Source organism: Pseudomonas sp. 10S4, assembly GCF_034344865.1.
GTDB lineage: Bacteria > Pseudomonadota > Gammaproteobacteria > Pseudomonadales > Pseudomonadaceae > Aquipseudomonas.
In genome coordinates this window covers 1,406,739-1,431,680 of the sequence record NZ_CP133774.1, presented here as the reverse complement: position 1 = coordinate 1,431,680, position 24,942 = coordinate 1,406,739, and the positions used below count along the sequence as shown (strand labels likewise).

The window sequence follows — 24,942 nt, the reverse complement described above, 5'->3', positions numbered from 1 at the left end:
TGTGTCATCCGACACCAATGTTGACTGATACGGCCCCTTCGCGAGCAAGCCCGCTCCCACAATGGATTGCGTTCTGATCCAAAAACTCAGAACGACATCCGCGCCTCGACGTATAGGTTCTGCTCCCGCAGCTTGCCTTTGAGCTGTTCATCCCGGGCATTGATGCGGTTGGCGAAGGTGTTGTAGCCGGTTTCGATGTCACCCATATCGACATAGCGGTAACCAGTGCCGAGGGTGATTTGCTGGGTGAGCTTGAAGTCGGCCCCGACGCCCACGGCATAGGCGAAATTGTTCTGGCTGTTATTGGCGAATCGCCGCGAGGTGTTGGATTGATAACCCTCGGAGCTGATGTGGGCCATACCCACCCCGGCCATGGCGTACAGCGACAGGTAGTCGTTCAGCGGGAAGTCCTTGTAGCCGTTGAGCATCAAGCGGCTGGACGAGACTTGCATGTTGTTGACGTTGGCATTGAACGGCGCCCAATGACTCTTGAACTCCGAATCGTTTTTGAGGGTGTATTCGCCTTCCAGACGCCAGTCACCTTTGAATGCATAACCCACCGCGAGTGCGCCGCCGACGTTTTTACTGCTGTCCGGGCTGACCACGCGATGGCTGACCCTGGGGCTGGTGAGCAGCGCGCTTGAAAGGTCTTGTTGGGCACTCTGGATTTTCACCGAGCCGTATAGGCCTTCGGCATGAGACAGATTGCTGAAGGCGGCGGCTAGCAGCAGTAACGACAGGCTTGATTTGTTCATGGGTATCGATTCACTTGTGTGGATAATCCGAATCGACAAAGTCTGGGTTCACACGCCGGACGCTAATATCAGAGCCTTCCTCAGTAAGCTGGCGAATTGTCGTCTGGGTGTCAGGGTTTTGACCGTCACCTCTGTAGGAAAGCGGCGTGCAGTTTTTCTGGCCCATAAAAAATGCCGCTCATGTGAGCGGCATTTTTACATCTGTAAACGCTTAGTCCGAGGCGACGGCGTTCTTCGCCAGGATCGCATTCGCCAGTTCCATGTCCGTGGCTTTGAGGCCCGGGTTGTCGGCGCGGACTTTCTGCATGGCGGCTTCCAGGTAAGGGCCGCGGATGCCGCCGTCACTGGCGACGAAACTGCCGGCATCGTCCTGGGCCGCGACGATCAGCTTGTGATCCTTGAAGGTCAGGTAGGTCGAACCGGTGGTCGCACCGGACGAGATGACGTTACGCCAAAAGCTGTCGGCCATCGCTGAACCAACGGGTAGGGACAGCATGGCAAGGGTAGCGACAGCAAGTTTGAGACGCATGATGGGTGACTCCACTGAATTAACTACGGGGTTGGATCGCCATTTACCCAATCGAGTTCCATGACCACTCAGTCAGCCGGTTCCACCAGCAGAATCGCCCCTTGCTGGCTGACCACCCGAACCCGGCTACCCAGCGCGGCATCTGGCCCGCGAGCGATCCACACGCCATCGGCCACTTTGATTTTGCCGTGGCCGTCGACAATCGCTTCAAACACCACGAAGGTTTTGCCGATCAGTTCCTGGCCCCGCAGATTGAGATTTGGCTGGTCGCTCTCTCTCACGGCACTGCGCTGGCGTCGCCACCAGTACAGGGCAGTGGCAATCGAGAGCAGGCCGAACAACAGAAACTGCATTTCCCAGGACAGGCTTGGCAGTACAAAGGTCAGCACGCCAACCGCTGCCGCCGCCATGCCGATCCACAGCAGATAACCGCCGGCGCCGAACACTTCAAGAATCAGCAGCACCGTGCCCAGTGCCAGCCAGTCCCAGAACGACAAATGTTGCAGGAATGCCCACATGGCGAGCCTCAGGCTTTCTTGTTGTCGAACGTTGCCTTGACGATTTCGCCGATGCCGCCGACTGCGCCGATCATCGAGCTGGCCTCAAGCGGCATCAGAATCACTTTGCTGTTATTGGCTGAGGCCAGTTTGCCCAGGGCATCGATGTACTTCTGTGCGACAAAGTAGTTCACCGCCTGCACGTTGCCGTTAGCGATGGCTTCAGACACCACTTTGGTGGCCTGGGCTTCGGCCTCGGCCTGACGTTCCCGGGCTTCGGACTCGAGGAAAGCCGCCTGACGACCGCCTTCAGCTTCGAGAATCTGCGCCTGTTTCTTGCCTTCGGCAGTCAGGATCGCAGCAGCTCGCAGGCCTTCGGCTTCGAGGATTTGTGCGCGCTTGATCCGCTCGGCTTTCATCTGGCCAGACATGGCAGCCATCAGGTCCGCTGGCGGGCTGATGTCCTTGATTTCGATCCGGGTGATCTTGATGCCCCACGGCGCCGTGGCTTCATCGACCGTGCGTAGCAATTTTTCGTTGATACCGTCGCGCTGGCTGAGCATCGCATCCAGCTCCATGGAACCGAGCACGGTACGGATATTGGTTTGCAGCAGGTTGCGAATGGCGTGTTCGAGGTTGTTCACCTCATAGGCGGCCTGCGCAGTGTTGACCACCTGGAAGAAGCACACGGCGTCGATCTGCACCGTGGCGTTATCGGAGGTGATGACTTCCTGAGGCGGAATATCCAGCACACTTTCCATGACATTCATCTTGCGGCCGATGCGGTCCACGATGGGAATGATGATGTTCAGGCCAGGCTTGAGGGTGTTGGTGTAACGACCGAAGCGCTCGACCGTCCACTGATAGCCCTGCGGCACGACCTTGAAACCCATGAACAGAATGGCGACGACCAGGCCGACAAACAGTAAAAGCACACTACCGATCTGCATAACGATTCCCTGTTGATCAATGACATTGCAATGGCTGGAGTGTAGCGGCGCGGGTCGGGTAGCAATACCGGTTAGTCACCCCTTGCATCATCAGGAGACATAAAAGGTTTCATTTCTGCTCGCTCTGCGGCGTCACCCGCAACACTTCCTCGATGGTCGTCAAGCCTGCCGCCACCTTCTGCGCCCCCGACAATCGCAAGCTGCGCATGCCTTCCTTGAACGCCTGACGCCGAATCGCCAGCAAGTCGGTATCGGGGGTGATCAGCGCTTTGATGCTGTCGGTCAGTTGCATGATTTCGTAGACCCCGGCGCGCCCGCGATAGCCGGTGTCGCGGCATTCCAGGCAACCGATGGCGCGATGGGCATTGGTCGGCAGCGGTGCTTGCCAGGGGCGGGTCAGGGTTTGCCAATCCTCTTCCTCAAGGGTCAGCGGTGCCTTGCAGTGGGGACACAAGGTACGGACCAGGCGCTGGGCCATGACCCCGAGCACCGTGGCTTTGATCAGGTAATGCGGCACGCCGAGTTCCAGCAGGCGCGCTGATCGCGCTCGGGGCGTCGTTGGTGTGCAGGGTCGAGAGCACGAGGTGGCCGGTGAGCGACGCCTCGATGGCGATCTCGCGCGGTCTCGTGGTCGCGGATCTCGCCGATCATGATGATGTCCGGGTCTTGCCGCATCAGCGCACGCACCCCGGCGGCGAAGGTCAGGTCGATGTTGTGCTGGACCTGCATCTGGTTGAAGGCTGGCTCGACCATTTCGATCGGGTCTTCGATGGTGCAGAGGTTGACCTCCGGAGTCGCCAGTTTCTTCAGGGTGGTATAGAGGGTGGTGGTCTTGCCCGAACCGGTCGGCCCGGTCACCAGAATGATGCCGTTGGGCTGGCGGGTCATGTCCTGCCAGCGCCGCAGGTCATCGGCGGAGAAACCCAACTGATCAAAATCCTTGAGCAGCACTTCCGGGTCGAAGATCCGCATGACCATTTTTTCGCCGAACGCGGTGGGCAAGGTCGACAGCCGCAGTTCGACTTCACCGCCGTCCGGGGTCTTGGTCTTGACCCGGCCGTCCTGGGGTTTACGTTTTTCGGCGACGTTCATCCGGCCCAGGCTTTTCAGGCGGCTGACGATGGCCATGGTTACCTGGGGCGGGAATTGATAGACGTTGTGCAGCACGCCATCGATGCGAAACCGCACCGTGCCTTGCTCGCGCCGGGGTTCGATATGGATATCACTGGCCCGCTGCTGGAACGCGTACTGGAACAGCCAGTCGACGATGTTGACGATGTGCGCGTCATTGGCGTCCGGCTCCTGATCGCTGGCGCCGAGGTTGAGCAGTTGTTCGAAGTTGCCCAGGGTGCTGGTCTGCTGATCAGCGTTGGTGGCGCCGGTCACCGATTTGGCCAGGCGGAAAAACTCCACACTGAAGCGCTGGATATCCACCGGGTTGGCCACCACACGCTTGATCGGCAGCTTCAGCACGTGGGTCAGGTCGGCTTCCCAGCCAGTGACGTAGGGTTGCGCGCTGGCGATTGTCACGGCGTCGCGGTCGATGGAAACGGCGAGAATCTTGTGCCGCTGGGCGAAGGCGTAGGACATCAGCGGCGTGATGGCCGCGACGTTGATTTTCAGTGGGTCGATGCGCAGATAAGGCTGACCGGCCTGTTGGGATAACCACAGGGTCAGGCTTTCAAGGTCGAGATGTTTGCCCGGACGGCTGAGGTCGTCCAGGTGTTGGCTGGCAATAAATTCCAGCGGGTGCAGTTGGCCATTGGCGGCATGCCGGCGGCGGGCGTTGAGCGCGAGTTCGGCCGAGTCCTGATTGATAAAGCCCTGGGCGACCAGTTCTCGCAGCAAATCATTGAGATCCAGCCAGCGGTCCTGAGTGGCAAGTTGAACGGACATGCGGGTTCCTTATGAACAATCCTGCAAACAGCGATCTAGACCGCAGTGTGCAAAGGATAGTCGCGGACCCGCAGACCGTTGGGCCACTACCTGGCAAAGCCGTTTCCAGTTCTTTCAGCCCGCCGCTTGTGTCTGCTCATCCCACGCCGCATCAGCACTTTGCAGGTTCACCGAGCAGACGCTGATCAGGTTACGTAATTTTTCAGCGATCACTTCAGCGCGGTGCCAGCTCAAGCCGTCGATGACGATGTCGATCGACAGCAAATCGTCCATGCGTTGCACGTTGACCTGCTCGGGGGTCAGAAACTGCAAGGCGAACAGGTTGAGTGCGCGGCACAGCAGATCCGGTTCGGCCTCGGCCAGCAGTTGGTACTGAACGCGGCAATGGGCGTTGCTGACATTCCACACGTCGGCGCGGGCTAGCGGGGTATTCACGGCTTCAAGATGCGGCATGGTCGGTCTCCAAAATCACTGGAGGAATTTTTACATTCGGTGTCGGGCATTTCTTATCTATGATTGGGCTCATTGGCGATTTATCGAATCGTTTGATTCAACAAGCTATCAATCAAAGGTTTTTCTATGCACGCCGAGCTGGATGGCTACGACCGCAAAATTCTCGCGTTGCTGCAAGAGGACGCCTCACTCTCCAGCGCACAAATCGCCGAGCAGGTGGGACTGTCGCAATCGCCGTGCTGGCGGCGGATTCAGCGGATGAAGGAGGAGGGGATCATTCGCGCTCAGGTGACCCTGCTTGATCGCAAGAAAATAGGCCTGAACACGCAGATCTTCGCCGAGATCAAACTCAATGCCCACGGGCGTTCGAACTTCACAGAGTTCACCGAGGCGATTCGCGGCTTTCCCGAAGTACTGGAGTGTTATGTGCTGATGGGGTCGGTGGATTTCTTGCTGCGGATCGTCACGGCGGACATCGAGGCTTATGAGCGCTTCTTCTTTGAGAAGCTGTCGATGGTGCCGGGGATTCAGGAGGTGAACTCGATCGTGGCGCTGTCGGAGATCAAGTCCACGACGAGTTTGCCGGTGTTGCGGTAACGCCTATGAACTTGTGGCGAGGGAGCTTGCTCCCGCTGGAGGCCGAAGGACTCCCTATCCCGAAAACGCGGTGAAACAGGCGTAACGCGTTTGTCGGATTTGGGGGCGCTTCGCACCCCAGCGGGAGCAAGCTCCCTCGCCACAGGTCTTAGTTGTTACATACGCAACAACATTTTCCAGGCACGGTTCTGATACACGGCAATCGCCTGCTGCTTGCGCGCATCCAGGCTTTCGTCGGTGATCGGCTCGTTGGCCAGTTGCGCCAGTTTGTTCAGCTCACCGTACAGGCGATCCATTTCCGGGATGTCCAGCACGCCACGGGCGTGGTGCATCCAGGCCTGGATGCGTTCGATGCGTGGCAGTTGCTCGGCCAGGTCTTCCGGCTGTTGCTGATAACGCTGCAATTGCAGGGACGTGGCTTCTTCGCCCAGCAGGCGCGGGAGCCAGTTGGCCAGTTGCGCAGCGCCTTGGCGATTGCCGCGCACGTTGCGATCGGCAGCCCAGGTGCGGGCCAGCAACCAGCGCGAAGTGTTCAGCGAGAACAGGCCCCAGCGCGGGTCTTCCAGTTCTTCGAGGAACTGCTCCGGCGCGGCTTTGCGCACGTCTTCGTCGTCCAGCCCGGCTTGAACCAGCGGACGCCAGTCTTCCAGCAAGGCGTCGAGTGCAACGCGCAGGTCGTGAGTCGACTGACGCGGTGCCGCTTGACCGAGGCTGCTGAGCAGCGCGCGCAGTTCACCGAGGTTTTCGACCCAGTCCTGCAACAGGCGCCAGTGGCCATTGAAGCGATATTGTTCAGCCAGACGCTGGCTGCTGCCCAACAAGTGCCAGCTCAGGGCGGCGAAAGCGTCGTCCAGCGGCATTTCGGCAGTGATTTGCGGCGCCGGCAGGCTCAGCGAGTAGCTGTTGGCGTCGTACAAACGATAGCCGCGCTCGGCCTTGCTGATGTCACACGGCATCAGGGCCAGGGTCGCGGCCAGTTCAGCGGCCAGTTCCAGCAGCGCGGCAGGTTCGCCTTCGCGCAGTTCCAGTTCGAGCTCGCAGATTTCTTCTTTCTGTTTACCGACCACTACGTGGCCGAAGTCCAGCGCCGCTTCGATGACCACTTTGGTCTTGCCACGGCCCCAAGCGATTTCCGCGCGTTCGCGAACGAAATCGGTGGTGAAAATGGCTTTCAGGGTTTTCTTGTCCAGCTCGGCCAGCTCTTCAGGCCAGCATTCGCCGTCGAGTTTCTTCACGTCGAGCTTGGCTTTGGGCAGGTTCCAGTCGTATTCGTTACGCTCGGACAGACCGGCAACGCTCTGGCCGCGGGTCTTGAGGGTCTGAATCACTTCTTCGCCATCGCGGCGCAGGCGCAGGGCAACCTTGGCGCGGGCCAGGTCGCGCTCAGGCGTGTCGAAGTACTGGTTCATCAACTCACGGCGTTCCCAGCCACTTTTGTTGCGTTTTTTCAGTAGCGGGTGCTCGCGCAGGGCAGCGAGGGTTTCGCGGCTGACGCGGAGTTTGATTTCGGTTTCTTTCTGCATGGCCGGAAAATCCAGGATCGGGAGCGCAGCCGGGGGAATGTGTGGCTGCCAAGGTCGTGCAGTGTACAGGACTCACAAGTCCTACGCGCCGCGGCGGTTTATTCCTGAAGCCGGATGGTTCTATGATGGACTTCAAATCGGGAGTTTGGAGTCAGCGATGCCTTTGCCGTCCATGAAAGATCAGTTCGCTGCGCTGATCGCTGCGCCGTCGGTCAGTTGTACCCAGCCGAGCCTGGATCAAACCAATCGTCCGGTGATCGACTTGCTGGCGACCTGGCTCGGTGATTTGGGTTTTGCCTGTGATATCCAGCAGGTCAGCCCCGGCAAATTCAACTTGCTCGCCAGTTTTGGTTCCGGCCCCGGTGGGCTAGTGCTGGCCGGGCACAGCGACACCGTGCCGTTCGACGGCGCGTTGTGGCAGACCGATCCATTGAAACTGACGGAAGTGGACGGCCGTTGGGTCGGCCTCGGCAGTTGTGACATGAAGGGCTTTTTCGCCTTGGCCATCGAAGCGGTCATTCCGCTGCTCGACCAGCCGTTCAAGCAGCCCTTGATGATCCTCGCCACTTGCGATGAAGAAAGCTCGATGTCCGGGGCGCGGGCCCTGGCCGCCGCTGGACGCCCGCTGGGCCGGGCGGCGGTGATTGGCGAGCCGACCGGCCTGAAGCCGATCCGCCTGCATAAAGGCGTGATGATGGAACGCATCGATATTCTCGGTCGCAGCGGCCATTCCTCGGACCCAAGCCTGGGGCACAGTGCTCTCGAAGCCATGCACGACGCGATTGGCGAACTGCGCGGCTTGCGTCTTTTATGGCAACGCGAATTCCGCAACCCGCAGTTCAGCGTGCCGCAACCGACGATGAACTTCGGCTGCATCCACGGCGGTGACAACCCCAACCGCATCTGTGGCCAGTGTTCGCTGGAATTTGACCTGCGACCGCTGCCGGGCATGGACCCGAATGCCCTGCGCGAGGCGATTTTGCAGAAGCTCAAGCCGATTGCCGAGCGGCATCAGGTGAAGATCGATTACGCGCCGCTGTTCCCCGAAGTGCCACCGTTCGAGCAGGCCGAAGACGCCGAATTGGTCCGGGTCGCGGAAAAGCTCACCGGTCATCGGGCCGAAGCAGTAGCGTTCGGCACGGAAGCACCTTATCTTCAGCGTCTTGGCTGCGAAACACTGGTGCTCGGCCCGGGCGACATCGCTTGCGCTCACCAACCGGGGGAATACCTCGAAATGTCACGTTTGCAGCCTACCGTGCATCTATTAAGACAACTGATTGAACATTACTGCCTGACACCGGCCCAAAACCCAATGCCAGCCAGTTAAACGCAATCCAGGTGGGAGCGGGCTTGCTCGCGAAAGTGGTGTGTCAGGCAATATTGATGTCGGCTGACACGGCCCCTTCGCGAGCAAGCCCGCTCCCACAGGTTCTGTGTTTAGGCTGATTAACCGGTTTAAATTACCAGTGTCCAAACCCGTATTCATGAGGAGAGCTCGCGTGTTGCCAAGCCTGTTCCGACGATAACCACCAGCCCGTTGTGCGTTTTGTGTTTCGCCCATTTTTTGGCTGCTATTTATTACAGGCCCAGGTTCATGCCCGAATACGTTAATTGGCTTCGTCACGCATCTCCTTACATCAATGCCCACCGCGATTGCACGTTCGTCGTCATGCTGCCCGGCGACGGTGTGGAGCATCCGAACTTCGGCAATATCGTCCACGACCTGGTGCTGTTGCACAGCCTCGGCGTGCGACTGGTGCTGGTTCATGGTTCCCGTCCGCAAATCGAAACCCGCCTCGCCGCCCGCGGCCTGATCCCGCACTACCACCACGGGATGCGCATCACCGATGCCGCGACCCTGGAATGCGTGATCGATGCGGTCGGTCAACTGCGTATCGCCATTGAAGCGCGGTTGTCCATGGACATGGCCTCGTCGCCGATGCAGGGCTCGCGGCTGCGGGTGGCCAGCGGCAACCTGGTGACGGCACGGCCGATTGGCGTGCTCGAAGGCGTCGACTATCACCACACCGGCGAAGTGCGCCGGGTCGACCGCAAGGGCATCAATCGCCTGCTGGACGAGCGCTCCATCGTGCTGCTGTCGCCGCTGGGCTACTCGCCGACCGGTGAGATTTTCAACCTGGCGTGTGAAGACGTCGCCACCCGTGCTGCCATCGACCTCGGCGCGGACAAACTGCTGCTGTTCGGCGCGGACCTGGGCTTGATCGATGAACACGGTCGCCTGGTTCGCGAGTTGCGTCCGCAACAGGTGCCGGCGCATCTGCAACGCCTGGGCAGCAACTATCAGGCTGAGTTGCTGGATGCGGCGGCTGAAGCGTGTCGCGGCGGCGTGGCGCGTAGCCATATCGTCAGCTACGCCGAAGACGGTGCGCTGCTGACCGAACTGTTCACCCGCGACGGTGGCGGCACGTTGGTGGCCCAGGAACAATTCGAGCTGGTGCGCGAAGCGGCGATTGAAGACGTCGGTGGTTTGCTGGACTTGATCAGCCCGTTGGAAGAGCAGGGGATTCTGGTACGCCGTTCCCGTGAAGTGCTGGAACGTGAGATCGAGCAGTTCAGCGTGGTCGAGCGCGAAGGCATGATCATCGCCTGCGCGGCGCTGTATCAGATTGCCGATTCGGATGCCGGGGAACTGGCCTGTCTGGCGGTGAACCCGGAGTATCGCCATGGCGGTCGTGGCGATGAACTGTTGGAACGGATCGAAACCCGTGCCCGGGCGCAGGGTCTGAAAACCCTGTTCGTGCTGACCACCCGGACCGCTCACTGGTTCCGCGAGCGTGGGTTCGAGCCAAGCAGCGTCGAGCGCCTGCCGTCGGCGCGGGCGTCGCTGTACAACTATCAGCGTAATTCGAAGATCTTCGAAAAGACCCTGTAACCACAAAACTATTGTGGCGAGGGAGCTTGCTCCCGCTGGGCTGCGTAGCGGCCCCAAGCCCGGCAATCGCGTTATATCTGAATCAACGCGCTGCCGGGTTTGGGAGTCCTTCGGCCTCCAGCGGGAGCAAGCTCCCTCGCCACAGGGGTTGTGTTATTCCTTTACGAACTTCGCGCTAACGTACGGCGAGTAATCCGGCAGCACCGTTTCGACCTTTCCTTGCTCCTTCAAAAACTTCGCTGTCTCACCAATTGCCTTGGCTGTGCCGCCGTCCAGCAGCGCGGTGGTCTGTTGCGCCTTGGCATCCGGGAAGTTTGAGCCGGCCAGCAATTCCGGCACGTCGGCGGCATTGGCTCCGGTCAGTTTGGCGATTTTCTGCACCGGCACCGAGTCGGCAGTCCAGCTGTCTTTATGGGCGGCATAGTCGGCGAACGAGTCCAGGGTGACCTTGGCGAATTTCGCCACCACCTCTGGATGCTTCTCGGCGTAATCCTTGCGCGCGACCCAGACCTCGAAGGTCGGCGCACCCCATTGGCCGACCTGTGCGGCATCGGTCAAGGTCTTGCCGGTCTTACGAATTTCCCCCAGCGCCGGTGACCAGACAAATGCGCCGTCGATGTCGCCACGCTTCCAGGCAGCGGCGATTTCAGCAGGTTGCAGGTTCACCACTTTGACTTTTGAGGCATCGAGGCCCCAATGCTTCAGTGCGCCGAGCAGGCTGTAATGGGACGTTGAAACGAAGGGCGTGGCGATGGTCTTGCCGATCAAATCTTCCGGTTTATTGATGCCGCTGCCATTACGCACAACCAAGGCTTCGGCGGCGTTGATCTGGGCGGAAACGATAAACGCGACGATTGGCAGATTGCGTGAAGCGGCCGCGGCCAGGGGGCTGGAACCAAGGTTGCCGATCTGCACATCGCCGGAGGCAATGGCGGTGACCACTTCCGGGCCGCTATTAAAACGCCGCCAGTCAATTTTCTGTCCAATGGCTGTCTCATAAGTGCCATCTGCCTGAGGTACTTTGCTCGGGTCGATACCGGTCTGATAGCCCACCGTGAGGTTGGCCGCTTGAGCACCACAGGAAATTAATATCGATATACAAACTGTAACAATTTGACTGGATAGTGCGCGTTTGGCCATCATGGCGTCGCCTTTTCGATAGGGGTTGACGAATTGAAGATGTGTCAACGCTAAGCGATCTAAAAAAAGGCTAATAAATACCATTTAGTAATTAGCTTATGAGCCGATACCTGATGTCCCGGTGCGGTTTCGCAGTGATGAGCTATATTCCATTGCGGTATGAAAAAGAATGAAATAATTCTTTTTGGGTTTATGAGTAATTCATTACCCTGCAGGGACCAAATCACTGCGGTTAGACGAAGGTCGTAGACATGGTTGGTAACGATTGACTTATTGGTCACGGTCTGGCGCTAATCGCGCATCTTCGGATCCAGGGCATACGACCCAGGACCAGATACACAAGAATTAGAACGAGAGGAGCGAAACAATGAACAAGTCCACTTTGGCCCTGGCAGTGGCCGTAGGGGTTTTGGCGCAGCAGGCAGGCGCCGCCGGTTTCATCGAAGACAGCAAGGCTACCTTGGGTCTGCGTAACTTCTACATCAACACCGATAACCGCGATGGCACTGGCGCGAACAAGAACGAAGAGTGGGGCCAAGGCTTCGATCTGCGTTTCATCTCGGGTTACACCCAAGGTACTGTTCAGTTCGGCGTTGATGCGATCGGCCTGTACGGCGTGCGTCTGGATTCCAGCCCGGCCAAGAGCGGTAACTCCAGCGGCACTTCTTCTGGCGGCACCGTGTTCCCGAGCGATGGCAACAGTGCTGTTCCAGACTTCGGAAGCCTGGGTCTGACCGGTAAGGTCAAGATCTCCCAGACCGAACTGAAAGTCGGCACCCTGATGCCGAACAACCCGGTCATCAAGTACAACGATGGTCGTCTGCTGCCACAAACCTTCACCGGTGGTCAGCTCACTTCGAACGAAATCAAAGACCTGACCCTGACCGCTGGTCAAATCGAGTCCGCCAAAGGCCGTAACTCCAGCAACGATGCAGATCTGTCGATCGCTGGCGCCAACAAAGGCTCCAACTACGACACCGGCCAGTTCAGCAACAAGTTCTACTACGCTGGCGCTGACTACAAGATCACCAAGGATCTGACCGCTTCGTACTACTACGGTGAGCTGAAAGACTTCTACTCGCAGAACTTCCTGGGCCTGGTGCACAACTGGTCCATCGGTCCTGGCGTCCTGAAAAGTGACCTGCGTTACTACCGCAGCCGCGACAACGGTGCCAACGGCGATACTGCTGCCTACTTCACCTCCGGTTACTATCCGGACAACAAGACCAAAACCGCTGGTAAAGTCGACAACGACCTTTACAGCTACCTGGCCTTGTACTCGGTTGAAGGTCACACCTTCGGCGGCGGCTACCAGTACACCAAGGGCGACAGCGACTTCCCTTGGCTGAACCAGGGTGACGGCTCGTCCAACAGCACCATCACCGACATGCAGATCCAGAAGTTTGCCCGTGCTGGCGAACGTACCTGGCAAGCTCGCTATGCCTATGACTTCGCCAAAGTCGGCCTGCCAGGCCTGACTGCTGGTGTGATCTACCTGCGTGGCAACAACATCGACAGCACCGCTGGTGAGAAGACCGAGTGGGAACGTGACCTGACCGTAGGTTATGTTGTTCCACAAGGTCCGCTGAAAAACCTCGGTGTTGCCTGGAAGAACGCCATGTGGCGCACCGACCTGGCCAGCACTCGCGATCAAGACGAAAACCGTCTGATCGTCAGCTACTCGATCCCGCTGTTGTAATAGCGTGACCTTGTAAGTCTGAGTAAAAAAGCCCCGCCCGGCACCACGCCGAGCGGGGCTTTTACATTTCCGAGTCAGGCTCACCCCCGTAAACCTTCCCCGAAATTCCCCTCTGTGCAGCTACTCAAGGCCTTCTCGAACCTTGTGAGCGATGTTCGTCTCGATGACCGTGCAGGTCCAGTGAACAGATCTTTAATATTCATTTATGATCTAAATAAATCGATATTTATTCTTTTTAAACTATAAGAAACACAGGCACAGTTGAGCTCATCAAGCACTCACCAGGAGCAGCACCATGAGCCTCAGACTTGGCGACATCGCCCCCGACTTCGAACAGGATTCCAGCGCCGGCACCATCCGTTTCCACGAATGGCTGGGTGATAGCTGGGGCGTGCTGTTTTCCCACCCGGCGGACTTCACCCCGGTGTGCACCACCGAACTGGGCTTCACCGCCAAGCTCAAGGATGAATTTGCCCTGCGCGGCGTAAAAGCCATCGCGCTGTCCGTCGACCCGGTGGACTCGCACCACAAGTGGATCGAGGACATCAACGAAACCCAGAACACGATCGTCAACTTCCCGATCCTGGCCGACGCTGATCGCAAGGTCTCGGACCTGTACGACCTGATTCACCCGAATGCCAACGACACCCTGACGGTGCGCTCGCTGTTCGTAATCGACCCGAACAAGAAGGTTCGGTTGACCATCACTTATCCGGCCAGCACCGGTCGCAACTTTCATGAAATCCTGCGGGTGATCGACTCGCTGCAACTCACCGATAACTACAAAGTGGCCACCCCGGCCAACTGGCAGAACGGTGATGAAGTGGTGATCGTGCCGTCGCTCAAGGACGAAGACGAAATCAAGAAACGCTTTCCCAAGGGTTATCGCGCGGTGAAACCGTACCTGCGCCTGACGCCGCAACCGAATCGTTGATCTGAAATACTGCCCCTGTAGGAGCGAGGCTTGCCCGCGAAGAGGCCATCACGTCCGACATTGATGCTGGCCATGATGACGCCTGCGCGGGCAAGCCTCGCTCCTACAGGTGGGGCATGCATTCTCAAAGCAGGGGATTTCAGGCCGTTTCGACGGCCTTTTTTTGCCTGAATTTGGGTGTTCTGTATAGATCTACAAAGAATAACTAAATGAATAAATATGATTTATGGATATATAAATCACCTGTTAAGGTCACTTCCATCAAAGCGAGATCGCGCACGGCGAATCGCTAACACCGCTCAAGGAATCATCTGAATGCTGGTCGTCTCACTCGGTGGCAGCCCCAGCCAACGCTCTCGTTCCGGGGTGCTGCTGGAGCGTTCGCAGCGCTGGTTGCAAGAACAAGGTGTGGAAGTGGTGAGTTATCAGGTACGGGACTTCCCGGCTGAAGACTTGCTGCATGCCCGCTTCGACAGCCCGAAGGTGATCGACCTGCTGCAACAGATTGAAAACGCCGATGGCCTGCTCATCGCCACGCCGGTCTACAAGGCATCGTTCTCCGGCGCTCTGAAAACTGTATTGGATCTGCTCCCCGAGCGGGCCCTGGCCCACAAAGTGGTGTTGCCAATGGCCACCGGCGGCAGCATCGCCCACATGTTGGCGGTGGACTACGCACTCAAACCAGTGCTCTCGGCATTGAAGGCCCAGGAAATGCTCCACGGGATTTTCGCCGTGGACAGCCAGATCGCTTACGGCGAAGGCAGCGCCCAGGCGCTGTTGGCGCCCGAGTTGGAAGAACGACTGAATGAATCACTGGAGCTGTTTTTCAGCGCCATGGCGCGACGGCCCAAGCCGATCGACCCGAACCTGCTGAACGAACGTTTGTTGAGTGCTCGCTGGAGCATTTAAGCCGGCACTTAAGCCACCCCTGAATTTGAAGTCCTCACCTTACTCAGCCGCTAACGGCCAAGCAGGTGCAGCCAAAACCCAACAGCAAATAGGAGAGCGCTATGCGCACTGTCATTTTGCGTCGTGGTCTGGTCGCTCTGTTTGTGGCGGCTGTGTCCTTCGGCGTTATTTCTCAAGCACAAGCCGAGACTTTGCGAATCGGCTATCAAAAGTACGGCACCCTGGTGCTGCTCAAAGCCAAAGGCACGTTGGAAAAACGCCTCGCCGCCCAAGGTGTGGACGTGCAATGGACTGAATTCCCCGGCGGCCCGCAGCTGCTGGAAGGCCTGAACGTCGGCTCCATCGACTTCGGTGTCACCGGTGAAACGCCTCCGGTATTCGCCCAGGCGGCCGGCGCCGATCTGCTCTACGTCGCCTACGAACCGCCAGCGCCGCACAGCGAAGCGATCCTGGTGCCGAAGGACTCGACAATCAAATCCGTAGCGGACCTCAAGGGCAAGAAAGTCGTCCTGAACAAAGGCTCCAATGTTCACTACCTATTGGTCCGGGCGCTGGAAGACGCCGGCCTCAAATACACCGACATCCAGACCGTATTCCTGCCGCCCGCCGATGCCCGCGCTGCGTTCGAGCGCGGCAGCGTCGATGCCTGGGTGATCTGGGACCCGTACCAGGCTGCCGCCGAACAGCAACTGCAAGCGCGCACCCTGCGCGATGGCCAGGGCATCGTCGACAACCATCAGTTCTACCTGGCGACCAAACCCTACGCGCAGAAAAATCCCGAGGTGATCAAGGCCCTTGTCGAGGAAGTGCGCGCGGTCGGTGAATGGTCCAAGGCCAATCCCGAAGACGTCACCAAACAAGTTTCGCCTCTGCTCGGCCTGCCGGCAGACATCACCCTGACCTCGGTGAAACGCCAGGGCTACGGCGCGTTGTTCCTCACGCCGGAAGTGGTCGCCGCCCAACAGAAAATCGCCGACAGCTTCTACCAGCTCAAGCTGATTCCCAAGCCCTTGAGCATCAAAGACGTGATCTGGACGCCACCGGCAGCCGTTGCCAAAGCGCAGTAATTCGATTTCCTAAGGAGACCACTCCATGAGCCTCAATATTTTCTGGTTCCTGCCTACCCACGGCGACGGCCATTACCTTGGCACCGCCGAAGGCGCTCGCGCCGTTGACCACGGTTACCTGCAACAGATCGCCCAAGCGGCGGATCGCCTGGGTTTCGGCGGTGTGCTGATTCCCACCGGTCGCTCTTGCGAAGACTCGTGGCTGGTGGCCGCGTCGCTGATCCCGGTCACCCAGCGTTTGAAATTCCTTGTCGCCCTGCGCCCCGGGATCATTTCCCCAACGGTGGCCGCGCGGCAAGCGGCGACACTGGATCGCTTGTCCGGCGGTCGTGCGCTGTTCAACCTGGTGACGGGTGGTGATCCGGATGAATTGGCCGGCGACGGTTTGTTCCTCAGCCACGAAGAGCGTTATCAGGCCTCGGTAGAATTCACCCGCATCTGGCGCCGCGTGCTGGAAGGCGAAACCGTCGATTACGACGGCCAGCACATCAGCGTTAAGGGCGCCAAGTTGCTCTATCCGCCGATCCAGCGACCGCGTCCGCCGCTGTACTTCGGTGGTTCGTCGGAAGCCGCGCAGGACCTGGCCGCCGAACAGGTGGAAATGGTCCTGACCTGGGGCGAACCACCGGCCGCCGTGGCCGAGAAAATTGAGCAAGTGCGGGCCAAAGCCGCGAAGCTCGGTCGCACCGTACGCTTCGGCATTCGCCTGCATGTGATCGTGCGTGAAACCAACGAGGAAGCGTGGGCCGCGGCGGATCGACTGATCTCCCATGTGGACGACGAGACCATCGCTCGGGCCCAGGCTTCGCTGTCGCGGTTCGATTCGGTGGGTCAGCAACGTATGGCCGCACTGCATGGCGGTAGCCGCGACAACCTGGAAGTCAGCCCCAATCTCTGGGCCGGTGTTGGCTTGGTGCGCGGCGGCGCCGGCACCGCATTGGTGGGCGATGGCCCGACCGTGGCCGCGCGCATGAAGGAATACGCGGACCTGGGCATCGACACGTTCATCTTCTCCGGTTATCCACACCTGGAAGAGGCTTACCGCGTCGCCGAATTGCTGTTCCCGCACATTGACGTGCAGCGCCCGGAACAGCCCCAAGGTGCCAACTTCGTCAGCCCGTTTGGCGAGATGGTGGCCAACGACATCCTCCCTAAAGCCGCGTCCCAGAGCTGAGGCGCCGCCATGAAGAAAATTATCCACACCCTCGCGCCCTGGGCGTTGCCGGTGTTGTTGCTGGCGGTGTGGCAGTTATCGGTGTCGGCGGGTTGGTTGTCGACACGGATTCTGCCGGCACCCATCGCGGTGATCGAAGCCGGCGTGAGCCTGGTGCGCAGCGGCGAAATCTGGACTCACCTCGCCATCAGTGGCTGGCGTGCGGCGCTGGGTTTCACCATTGGCGGCAGCATTGGTCTGGCGTTGGGCTTCATCACCGGCTTGTCGAAGTGGGGCGAGCGCCTGCTCGACAGTTCGGTACAGATGATCCGTAACGTACCGCACCTGGCGCTGATTCCACTGGTGATCCTCTGGTTCGGCATCGATGAGTCGGCGAAGATTTTCCTGGTGGCGTTGGGCACGTTGTTCCCGATCTACCTCAATACCTATCACGGCATCCGCAACGTCGATCCGGCGCTGGTGGAGATGGCGCGCAGTTACGGCTTGTCCGGTTTCAGTCTGTTCCGTCAGGTGATCCTGCCGGGTGCACTGCCTTCGATTCTGGTCGGTGTGCGTTTCGCGCTGGGCTTTATGTGGCTGACGCTGATCGTCGCCGAAACCATTTCCGCCAGCTCCGGCATCGGCTATCTGGCGATGAATGCGCGAGAGTTCTTGCAGACCGACGTGGTGGTGCTGGCGATTCTGTTGTACGCGGTGCTCGGCAAACTGGCCGACCTTGCGGCCCGTGGACTGGAGCGTGTCTGGCTACGCTGGCATCCGGCGTATCAGGTTGCCAAAGGAGGTGCCGCATGACTGCTCAACAACCTCCACGCCTGCTGCGCGGGATTCCGCTGGCGGTGCGCAAACTGCAAAAGACTTTTGGTTCGCGGCAGGTACTGCGCGAGATCGACCTGCACATTCCGGCCGGTCAATTCGTCGCCGTGGTCGGTCGCAGCGGTTGCGGCAAAAGCACTTTGCTGCGCTTGCTCGCTGGTCTCGACCTGCCCACGGGCGGCGAATTGCTGGCCGGTTCTGCGCCTTTGAGTGATGCCCGGGAAGACACGCGATTGATGTTCCAGGAAGCGCGTCTGCTGCCATGGAAAAAGGTTATCGACAACGTCGGCCTCGGGCTCAAGGGCAACTGGCGACCACAAGCACTGGACGCGTTGGAGTCGGTAGGCCTGGCGGATCGTGCCAATGAGTGGCCGGCGGCCTTGTCCGGTGGCCAGAAGCAACGTGTGGCCCTGGCCCGCGCGCTGATCCATCAACCGCGCTTGCTGCTGCTGGACGAACCCCTAGGCGCCCTGGATGCCCTGACCCGAATTGAAATGCAGCAACTGATCGAACGGCTCTGGCAAAAGCACGGTTTCACCGTGTTGCTGGTGACCCACGACGTCAGTGAAGCGGTGGCGATTGCCGATCGGGTGATCCTGATCGAAGAGGGTGAAGTCGGCCTCGACCTGCACGTGGAACTGCCGCGCCCTCGGGTTCGTGGCTCCCATCGGCTGGCGGCGCTGGAAACCGAAGTCCTCAACCGTGTGCTGTCACTGCCCGGCGAGCCGCCGGAGCCGGAACCTGTTTCACCATTGCCTACGCAACTGCGCTGGGCGCAATAACTCACGCCTCATCTCAACGACAGGAATCAACATCATGACTATCAAAGCCATCAACGTTCGTAACCAGTTCAAAGGCTCGATCAAAGAAATCGTGCTGGGTGACGTGCTGTCGGAAATCGACGTGCAAACCGCTTCCGGGATCGTCACTTCAGTGATCACCACCCGTTCGGTGAAAGAGCTGGAACTGGTGGTCGGCAGCGAAGTAATCGCGTTCGTGAAATCCACCGAGGTGTCGATCGCCAAGTTGTAAACGCGTGCATTACGAACAACCCTGGAGGGTGTGAGCCCTTCGGGGATTTTTATGCGAGTGAATCAGTGAGTTCGGTGGTGTGGCATTCGCGAGCAAGCCCGCTCCCACAGGGGATTTGTGCCGAACACAAATTCCATGCTCATTGAAGATCAATTGTGGGAGCGGGCTTGCTCGCGAAGAGGCCATTGAAGCCACTAGAGAACTCAGGCTGAAAGGGTGCGCTTGGGCAAGTAGGGCGGCAGATAAAGCCCCAAATACGCATCAAACACCCGCATCCCTTCCTCAGCCATGCGCGGTGTGATCTGCCCATGCAGTTGCACCGAGCGCGCATACACCCGATCTCCCAGCTCCATCGCCAACGCAAACACATCCACATCCATCGGCAGCCTCGGCAGCTCGAAGTGGTGATCGAACAGTTTGTGCATCAGGTCGCCCAGTTCGATGTCGTGCTGGCGGTCGGCCTGGGTGACTTCGGTCAGGCCGTGCTGGGCGAGGATCAGTTGCCGGGCGGCCGCGTCTTCGCCGTAGATGTCGAGCATGCGCTGTTCCACCAGTCGTGACAGGTCACGCCAGCTGTGGAGGGCTTCGTGGTTGATCGGCGCTTGCAGGCAGGCGCGGAATGCTGCGTGGACGTCGGCGGTCAAGGCTTCGAGCAGGGCCGGGACGCTGGCGAAGAAGTGGTAGACCGAGGACGGCGGGATCTGCGCGCGCTCGGCGACGCTGTAGATCGACAGGCTGGCCACGCCCTCGGCGGCGAGCAGCGTGCGGGCGGCATCGAGTATCGAATCGATCCGGGCCTGGCTGCGTGCGCGGGGTTTGCGAATAGGGGCGGGGCGCGTCATTGGAGTCTCCTGCGGGGCAGCGGGCATTGTACGCAGAGCGGGAGATGTTCCATATCCCCTGTGGCTCTCAGTGATTCACTGTGGCGAGGGAGCTTGCTCCCGTTGGAGGCCGTAGGACTCCCTTTAATACGCAATGCGGTTCTGTCAGGCACACCGCATTGACTGGTTTTGGGGTCGCTTCGCGACCCAGCGGGAGCAAGCTCCCTCGCCACAGGGGTTGATGGCGGCCATAAAAAAACGCCGTCGGCCTTATCAGCCGGCGGCGTTTCTTTTTACTGCAACCACTTACACGGTATGCAGGTACCAGTTGTACTCAAGGTCGGAGATGGAGTGTTCGAACTCCTCCAGCTCACTTTCCTTACAGGCCACAAAGATATCGATGTATTTCGGATCGATGTACTTGGCCATGACTTCGCTGTCGTCCAGCTCACGCAATGCGTCGCGCAGGTTGTTCGGCAGGCTTTGCTCGTTCTGCTCGTAGGAGTTGCCTTCTACGGGCGCGCCCGGCTCGATCTTGTTGGTCAAGCCGTGGTGAATACCGGCCAGAACCGAAGCCATCAGCAGGTACGGGTTGGCATCGGCGCCGGCAACGCGGTGTTCGATACGTACGGCATCGGACGAGCCGGTCGGTACGCGAATCGCTACGGTGCGGTTGTCCAGGCCCCAGCACGGCGAGTTCGGCACGTAGAACTGTGCGCCGAAACGACGGTACGAGTTGACGTTCGGGCAGAGGAAAGCCATCTGCGCCGGTAGGGTCTCGAGCACACCGCCGATCGCGTGACGCAATGCGGCGTTCTGCTCGGGATCCTCACTGGCAAAAATATTCTTGCCGTCTTTGTCTAGAATCGAAATGTGCACGTGCAGACCGTTACCCGCCTGGCCTGGGTAAGGCTTGGCCATGAAGGTGGTGTCCATCTCATGGTCGTAGGCGATGTTCTTGATCAGGCGCTTGAGCAGTACCGCGTAGTCGCAAGCCTTGATCGGGTCGGCCACGTGGTGCAGGTTCACTTCGAACTGCGCCGGGGCACTTTCCTTGACGATGGCGTCGGCCGGGATGCCTTGCTCTTTCGCACCTTCCAGAATGTCCTGGAGGCAATCGACATATTCGTCGAGGTCGTCGATCAGGAGACCTGTGTCGAGTGCGGACGTTTGCCGGAGATCGGCGAGCGTGGTGGTTGCGGTCGACCGTTCACGTTCTCCTGGTCGATCAGGTAGAACTCCAGTTCGAACGCGGCGCAGATCGTCAGACCCAGGTCATCGAACTTGGTCACGACTTGACGCAAGACTTCGCGAGGATCGGCGAAGAAAGGTTCACCTTCGATTTCGTGCATGGTCATTAACAGTTGCGCAGTAGGGCGCTTCTGCCAAGGCTCATTGCACAGGGTGTCGGGGATTGGATAGCAGATTCGGTCAGCATCGCCGATGTCCAGACCCAGGCCGGTGCTTTCCACCGTAGAGCCATTGATATCCAGAGCAAATAGAGAGGCCGGCAGGTTGATGCCTTTCTCGTAAACCTTGTGGAGGCTGGTGCGTTCAATGCGCTTGCCGCGCACCACACCATTCATATCCGCAATCAGAAGGTCAACGTACAGAACCTCAGGATGTTCCTTAAGGAACGCGTTCGCTTCGTTAAGCTGAACGGCACGCGGGGGTACCGACATGATGCAACACCTTTGTTGTTAAAAATATCAATCATTGATCTCTTCGGGTTTCAGTCAACCCGAACGGCATGCCGAAGTCAAGCGAGGCCTTTTTTGCCCTAAAAAAGCGCTCGCAGGGCTTTTTGAGGCACTTTGGGGCGTTTTTTTGCCTTTGAGCGCTTTGGCGCCCGCGGGCTTGAGCGGGCCGTGTTGTATTTTTTACGGGGGTGTTGTGTAAAAAAATGAACAAGGCTAAGCTCGATTCAAACCCATAACACCAATAATACCGGGGTGCTTCATGTCTCGCCTGCCGTTAATCGGCGTCACCATCTGCTCTAGGCAGATAGGTCTGCATGCTTATCACATCAGTGGCGACAAATACGTACATGCCATGGCCTCAGTTGCCAAAGGCGTGCCGTTCATTCTTCCGTCTTTGGCGGATTCGCTGGCCCCGTCCGATATTCTGGACGATCTGGACGGCATTCTCTTTAATCGCTCTCCCTCCAATATAGAACCGTTTCACCGTGGCAGCCCAGCCAATAAGCCGGGTTCTGCTCATGATTCTGCACGCACATCTAGCTTTCGCTGACCCTCTCCAGGGTCGCGACGGGTATTTGTGCCCGGCCATTGCAGTGGCAATCTGTATCACGCGACGCCGACGCGTCAAACAACGCCTGACTTATAAGAGTCAGGAAACTCAGCCTAGAGGCATTTATGAGTAACAACCTCGACCAGCTCACCGATTGGTTGAAAGACCACAAGATCACAGAAGTCGAATGCATGATCGCCGACTTGACCGGGATCACCCGGGGCAAGATTTCGCCGACCAACAAGTTCATTGCTGAAAAAGGCATGCGCCTGCCCGAGAGCGTTCTGTTGCAGACCGTGACCGGCGACTACGTCGAAGACGACATCTATTACGAACTGCTCGACCCGGCCGACATCGACATGATCTGCCGCCCCGACCAGAACGCGGTGTTCCTGGTGCCTTGGGCTATCGAGCCTACCGCTCAGGTGATCCACGACACCTACGACAAGCAAGGCAACCCGATCGAGCTGTCGCCGCGCAACGTGCTCAAGAAGGTCCTGAAACTCTATTCCGACAAGGGCTGGCAGCCGATCGTGGCGCCGGAAATGGAGTTTTACCTGACCAAACGCTGTGAAGACCCGGACTTCCCGCTGCAACCGCCGATTGGCCGTTCCGGTCGCCCGGAAACCGGTCGCCAGTCGTTCTCGATTGAAGCAGCGAACGAATTCGATCCGCTGTTCGAAGACGTCTACGACTGGTGCGAACTGCAAGAGCTGGACCTCGACACGCTGATCCACGAGGACGGCACGGCGCAGATGGAAATCAACTTCCGTCACGGCGATGCCCTGTCCCTGGCCGACCAAATCCTGGTGTTCAAACGCACCATGCGCGAGGCCGCGCTCAAGCACAACGTGGCGGCGACCTTCATGGCCAAGCCCATGACCGGCGAGCCGGGCAGTGCGATGCACTTGCACCAAAGCATCATCGACATCGAGACCGGCAAGAACGTCTTCTCAAATGAAGACGGGACCATGAGCCAGTTATTCCTGCATCACATCGGCGGTTTGCAGAAGCTGATCCCCGAGCTGTTGCCGCTGTTCGCCCCGAACGTCAACTCGTTCCGCCGCTTCCTGCCGGACACCTCGGCACCGGTGAACGTGGAGTGGGGCGAAGAGAACCGTACCGTGGGCCTGCGAGTGCCGGATGCCGGCCCGCAAAACCGTCGGGTGGAAAACCGCCTGCCGGGCGCCGACGCCAACCCGTACCTGGCGATTGCCGCGAGCCTGCTCTGCGGTTATGTCGGCATGGTCGAAAACTTGAACCCAAGTGCGCCGGTAGTGGGCCGTGGCTATGAACGCCGCAACCTGCGCCTGCCACTGACCATCGAAGACGCGCTGGACCGGATGGAAAACAGCGCGACGATCGAGAAATACCTGGGCAAAAAATTCATCACTGGCTACGTCGCGGTCAAGCGGGCCGAGCATGAAAACTTCAAGCGCGTGATCAGTTCGTGGGAGCGGGAATTCCTGCTCTTCGCCGTCTGATGCGCCGGGCGCGGCTGTGTCTAGCTGCGCTCTAACCAATAACAAGGAGAATTCGCATGACCAGCAATAACCCGCAAACCCGTGAATGGCAGGCGCTGAGCAACGATCACCATCTGGCGCCGTTCAGCGACTTCAAACAGCTTAAAGAGAAAGGCCCGCGCATCATCACCAGCGCCAAGGGCGTTTACCTCTGGGACAGCGAAGGCAACAAGATCCTCGACGGCATGGCTGGCCTGTGGTGCGTAGCCATCGGTTACGGTCGTGATGAACTGGCCGACGCCGCCAGCAAACAAATGCGCGAGCTGCCTTATTACAACCTGTTCTTCCAGACCGCTCACCCGCCGGTGCTGGAACTGGCCAAAGCCATCGCCGACATCGCGCCAGAAGGCATGAACCACGTGTTCTTCACCGGTTCCGGTTCCGAAGGCAACGACACCATGCTGCGCATGGTTCGTCACTACTGGGCGATCAAAGGCCAGCCGAAGAAGAAAGTCATCATCAGCCGCAAGAACGGCTATCACGGTTCCACCGTGGCCGGCGCGAGCCTGGGTGGCATGACTTATATGCACGAACAAGGCGACTTGCCGATCCCGGGCATCGTCCACATCGCCCAGCCGTACTGGTTCGGTGAAGGTGGCGACATGAGCCCGGAAGAGTTCGGTATCTGGGCTGCCAATCAGCTGGAAGAGAAGATTCTGGAAGTCGGCGTGGACAACGTCGGCGCCTTTATTGCCGAACCCATCCAGGGTGCCGGTGGCGTGATCGTTCCGCCTGAAAGCTACTGGCCGCGCATCAAGGAAATCCTCGCCAAGTACGACATTCTGTTCGTGGCCGACGAAGTGATCTGCGGTTTCGGCCGTACCGGTGAGTGGTTCGGTAGTGATTACTACGACCTCAAGCCCGACATGATGACCATCGCCAAAGGCCTGACGTCCGGCTACATCCCGATGGGTGGCCTGATCGTGCGTGACGACGTGGTGGCGGTGCTCAATGAGGGCGGCGATTTCAACCATGGCTTCACCTATTCCGGTCACCCGGTGGCCGCTGCGGTGGCACTGGAAAACATCCGTATCCTGCGCGAAGAAAAAATTATCGAGCGCGTTCACGCAGAAACGGCACCCTATTTGCAAAAGCGTCTACGGGAACTGAGCGATCACCCGTTGGTGGGGGAAGTGCGCGGCGTTGGTCTGTTGGGGGCCATCGAACTGGTCCAGGACAAGGCCACTCGCAAGCGTTACGAAGGCAAGGGCGTCGGCATGATTTGCCGCACGTTCTGCTTCGACAACGGCCTGATCATGCGTGCCGTGGGCGACACCATGATCATTGCTCCGCCACTGGTGATTACACCGGCTGAAATCGATGAGCTGGTGGCCAAGGCGCGCAAGTGCCTGGACCTGACCCTGAGTGCCTTGCAGGCCTAAGTGCTAGGCTCTGGGCGGGGTGCGAAGACGGCACTTCGCCCGGAGTAAACAAAGGATGGGTCTTTCCTTGAAAGCCTGCCTTGTAACTTGCCAGACTACCGGTTG

General features: G+C 59.0%; 21 protein-coding genes and 3 pseudogenes. 14 read left to right on the top strand and 10 right to left on the bottom strand.

Going from position 1 to position 24,942, the window contains the following annotated elements:
* Positions 1-86: 86 nt before the first annotated feature.
* From RHM58_RS06740 to RHM58_RS06715, 6 genes and pseudogenes are all read right to left on the bottom strand, one after another.
* Entirely contained in the window at positions 87-755 is a 669-nt protein-coding gene (locus RHM58_RS06740) for an outer membrane protein (protein ID WP_322269920.1), read from the bottom strand.
* A 211-nt stretch (positions 756-966) separates the two neighbouring features.
* The gene (locus tag RHM58_RS06735) at positions 967-1,287 is read right to left on the bottom strand and encodes a DUF2388 domain-containing protein (protein ID WP_201190679.1); all 321 of its coding nucleotides are present in this window, start codon (positions 1,285-1,287) and stop codon (positions 967-969) included.
* A gap of 65 nt (positions 1,288-1,352) precedes the next feature.
* Entirely contained in the window at positions 1,353-1,802 is a 450-nt protein-coding gene (locus tag RHM58_RS06730; RefSeq protein WP_322269919.1) for an NfeD family protein, read from the bottom strand.
* Positions 1,803-1,810: 8 nt separating this feature from the next.
* Positions 1,811-2,731 (bottom strand): SPFH domain-containing protein, encoded by a 921-nt coding sequence (locus tag RHM58_RS06725; RefSeq protein ID WP_201256269.1) that lies wholly within the window; start codon positions 2,729-2,731, stop codon positions 1,811-1,813.
* 109 nt (positions 2,732-2,840) lie between these two features.
* Positions 2,841-4,627, bottom strand: a pseudogene (locus RHM58_RS06720) (GspE/PulE family protein).
* Between the two features lie 114 nt (positions 4,628-4,741).
* The gene (locus RHM58_RS06715; RefSeq protein ID WP_201198717.1) at positions 4,742-5,080 is read right to left on the bottom strand and encodes a hypothetical protein; all 339 of its coding nucleotides are present in this window, start codon (positions 5,078-5,080) and stop codon (positions 4,742-4,744) included.
* A 126-nt stretch (positions 5,081-5,206) separates the two neighbouring features.
* Here RHM58_RS06715 and RHM58_RS06710 point away from each other — a divergent pair, with 126 nt between their 5' ends.
* Complete coding sequence (locus tag RHM58_RS06710; RefSeq protein ID WP_123509746.1) at positions 5,207-5,677, top strand: Lrp/AsnC family transcriptional regulator; 471 nt, start codon at positions 5,207-5,209, stop codon at positions 5,675-5,677.
* Positions 5,678-5,832: 155 nt separating this feature from the next.
* Here the strand turns inward: RHM58_RS06710 and RHM58_RS06705 are convergent, their stop codons facing one another.
* Positions 5,833-7,200 carry an inorganic triphosphatase gene (locus tag RHM58_RS06705; RefSeq protein ID WP_322269918.1) on the bottom strand — a complete coding sequence of 456 codons (1,368 nt, stop codon included), beginning with the start codon at positions 7,198-7,200 and terminating at the stop codon, positions 5,833-5,835.
* A gap of 157 nt (positions 7,201-7,357) precedes the next feature.
* On the opposite strand from RHM58_RS06705, the gene argE reads away from it, so the two are divergent.
* Positions 7,358-8,527 carry an acetylornithine deacetylase gene (argE, locus tag RHM58_RS06700; RefSeq protein WP_201198713.1) on the top strand — a complete coding sequence of 390 codons (1,170 nt, stop codon included), beginning with the start codon at positions 7,358-7,360 and terminating at the stop codon, positions 8,525-8,527.
* Positions 8,528-8,794: 267 nt separating this feature from the next.
* Entirely contained in the window at positions 8,795-10,093 is a 1,299-nt protein-coding gene (argA, locus tag RHM58_RS06695) for an amino-acid N-acetyltransferase (RefSeq protein ID WP_201198711.1), read from the top strand.
* Between the two features lie 153 nt (positions 10,094-10,246).
* Here argA and tauA read toward each other — a convergent pair whose 3' ends face one another.
* Entirely contained in the window at positions 10,247-11,233 is a 987-nt protein-coding gene (gene tauA, locus RHM58_RS06690) for a taurine ABC transporter substrate-binding protein (protein ID WP_416195321.1), read from the bottom strand.
* Positions 11,234-11,600: 367 nt separating this feature from the next.
* Here tauA and RHM58_RS06685 point away from each other — a divergent pair, with 367 nt between their 5' ends.
* From RHM58_RS06685 to RHM58_RS06650, 8 genes are all read left to right on the top strand, one after another.
* Positions 11,601-12,932 (top strand): OprD family porin, encoded by a 1,332-nt coding sequence (locus RHM58_RS06685; RefSeq protein ID WP_201198709.1) that lies wholly within the window; start codon positions 11,601-11,603, stop codon positions 12,930-12,932.
* Positions 12,933-13,227: 295 nt separating this feature from the next.
* Complete coding sequence (locus tag RHM58_RS06680; RefSeq protein ID WP_322269916.1) at positions 13,228-13,866, top strand: peroxiredoxin; 639 nt, start codon at positions 13,228-13,230, stop codon at positions 13,864-13,866.
* 315 nt (positions 13,867-14,181) lie between these two features.
* Positions 14,182-14,775 (top strand): NADPH-dependent FMN reductase, encoded by a 594-nt coding sequence (ssuE, locus tag RHM58_RS06675; protein WP_201198704.1) that lies wholly within the window; start codon positions 14,182-14,184, stop codon positions 14,773-14,775.
* 101 nt (positions 14,776-14,876) lie between these two features.
* Positions 14,877-15,842, top strand: a complete 966-nt coding sequence (locus RHM58_RS06670) for a sulfonate ABC transporter substrate-binding protein (protein WP_201198702.1) — start codon at positions 14,877-14,879, stop codon at positions 15,840-15,842.
* 25 nt (positions 15,843-15,867) lie between these two features.
* Positions 15,868-17,016: an FMNH2-dependent alkanesulfonate monooxygenase gene (ssuD, locus tag RHM58_RS06665; RefSeq protein ID WP_322269914.1), complete on the top strand. Its 1,149-nt coding sequence runs from the start codon at positions 15,868-15,870 to the stop codon at positions 17,014-17,016.
* 9 nt (positions 17,017-17,025) lie between these two features.
* On the top strand, positions 17,026-17,808 hold the full coding sequence (ssuC, locus tag RHM58_RS06660; RefSeq protein ID WP_201198698.1) for an aliphatic sulfonate ABC transporter permease SsuC: 783 nt from the start codon (positions 17,026-17,028) through the stop codon (positions 17,806-17,808).
* On the top strand, positions 17,805-18,611 hold the full coding sequence (ssuB, locus tag RHM58_RS06655; protein ID WP_201190231.1) for an aliphatic sulfonates ABC transporter ATP-binding protein: 807 nt from the start codon (positions 17,805-17,807) through the stop codon (positions 18,609-18,611). The genes ssuC and ssuB overlap by 4 nt, the downstream gene beginning before the upstream one ends.
* A 34-nt stretch (positions 18,612-18,645) precedes the next feature.
* Complete coding sequence (locus RHM58_RS06650; protein WP_003229256.1) at positions 18,646-18,861, top strand: TOBE domain-containing protein; 216 nt, start codon at positions 18,646-18,648, stop codon at positions 18,859-18,861.
* 203 nt (positions 18,862-19,064) lie between these two features.
* Here RHM58_RS06650 and RHM58_RS06645 read toward each other — a convergent pair whose 3' ends face one another.
* Entirely contained in the window at positions 19,065-19,703 is a 639-nt protein-coding gene (locus RHM58_RS06645; protein ID WP_201198694.1) for a TetR/AcrR family transcriptional regulator, read from the bottom strand.
* A gap of 285 nt (positions 19,704-19,988) precedes the next feature.
* Positions 19,989-21,364 (bottom strand): annotated as a pseudogene (locus RHM58_RS06640) (glutamine synthetase family protein).
* Positions 21,365-21,641: 277 nt separating this feature from the next.
* Between RHM58_RS06640 and RHM58_RS06635 the strand changes: the two are divergent.
* The 3 genes and pseudogenes from RHM58_RS06635 to RHM58_RS06625 all read left to right on the top strand — a co-directional run.
* A pseudogene (locus RHM58_RS06635) lies at positions 21,642-21,923 on the top strand (gamma-glutamyl-gamma-aminobutyrate hydrolase family protein); the annotation flags it as partial.
* 134 nt (positions 21,924-22,057) lie between these two features.
* On the top strand, positions 22,058-23,416 hold the full coding sequence (locus RHM58_RS06630; RefSeq protein WP_201198692.1) for a glutamine synthetase family protein: 1,359 nt from the start codon (positions 22,058-22,060) through the stop codon (positions 23,414-23,416).
* 56 nt (positions 23,417-23,472) lie between these two features.
* Complete coding sequence (locus RHM58_RS06625) at positions 23,473-24,837, top strand: aspartate aminotransferase family protein (protein ID WP_201198690.1); 1,365 nt, start codon at positions 23,473-23,475, stop codon at positions 24,835-24,837.
* Positions 24,838-24,942 lie beyond the last annotated feature (105 nt).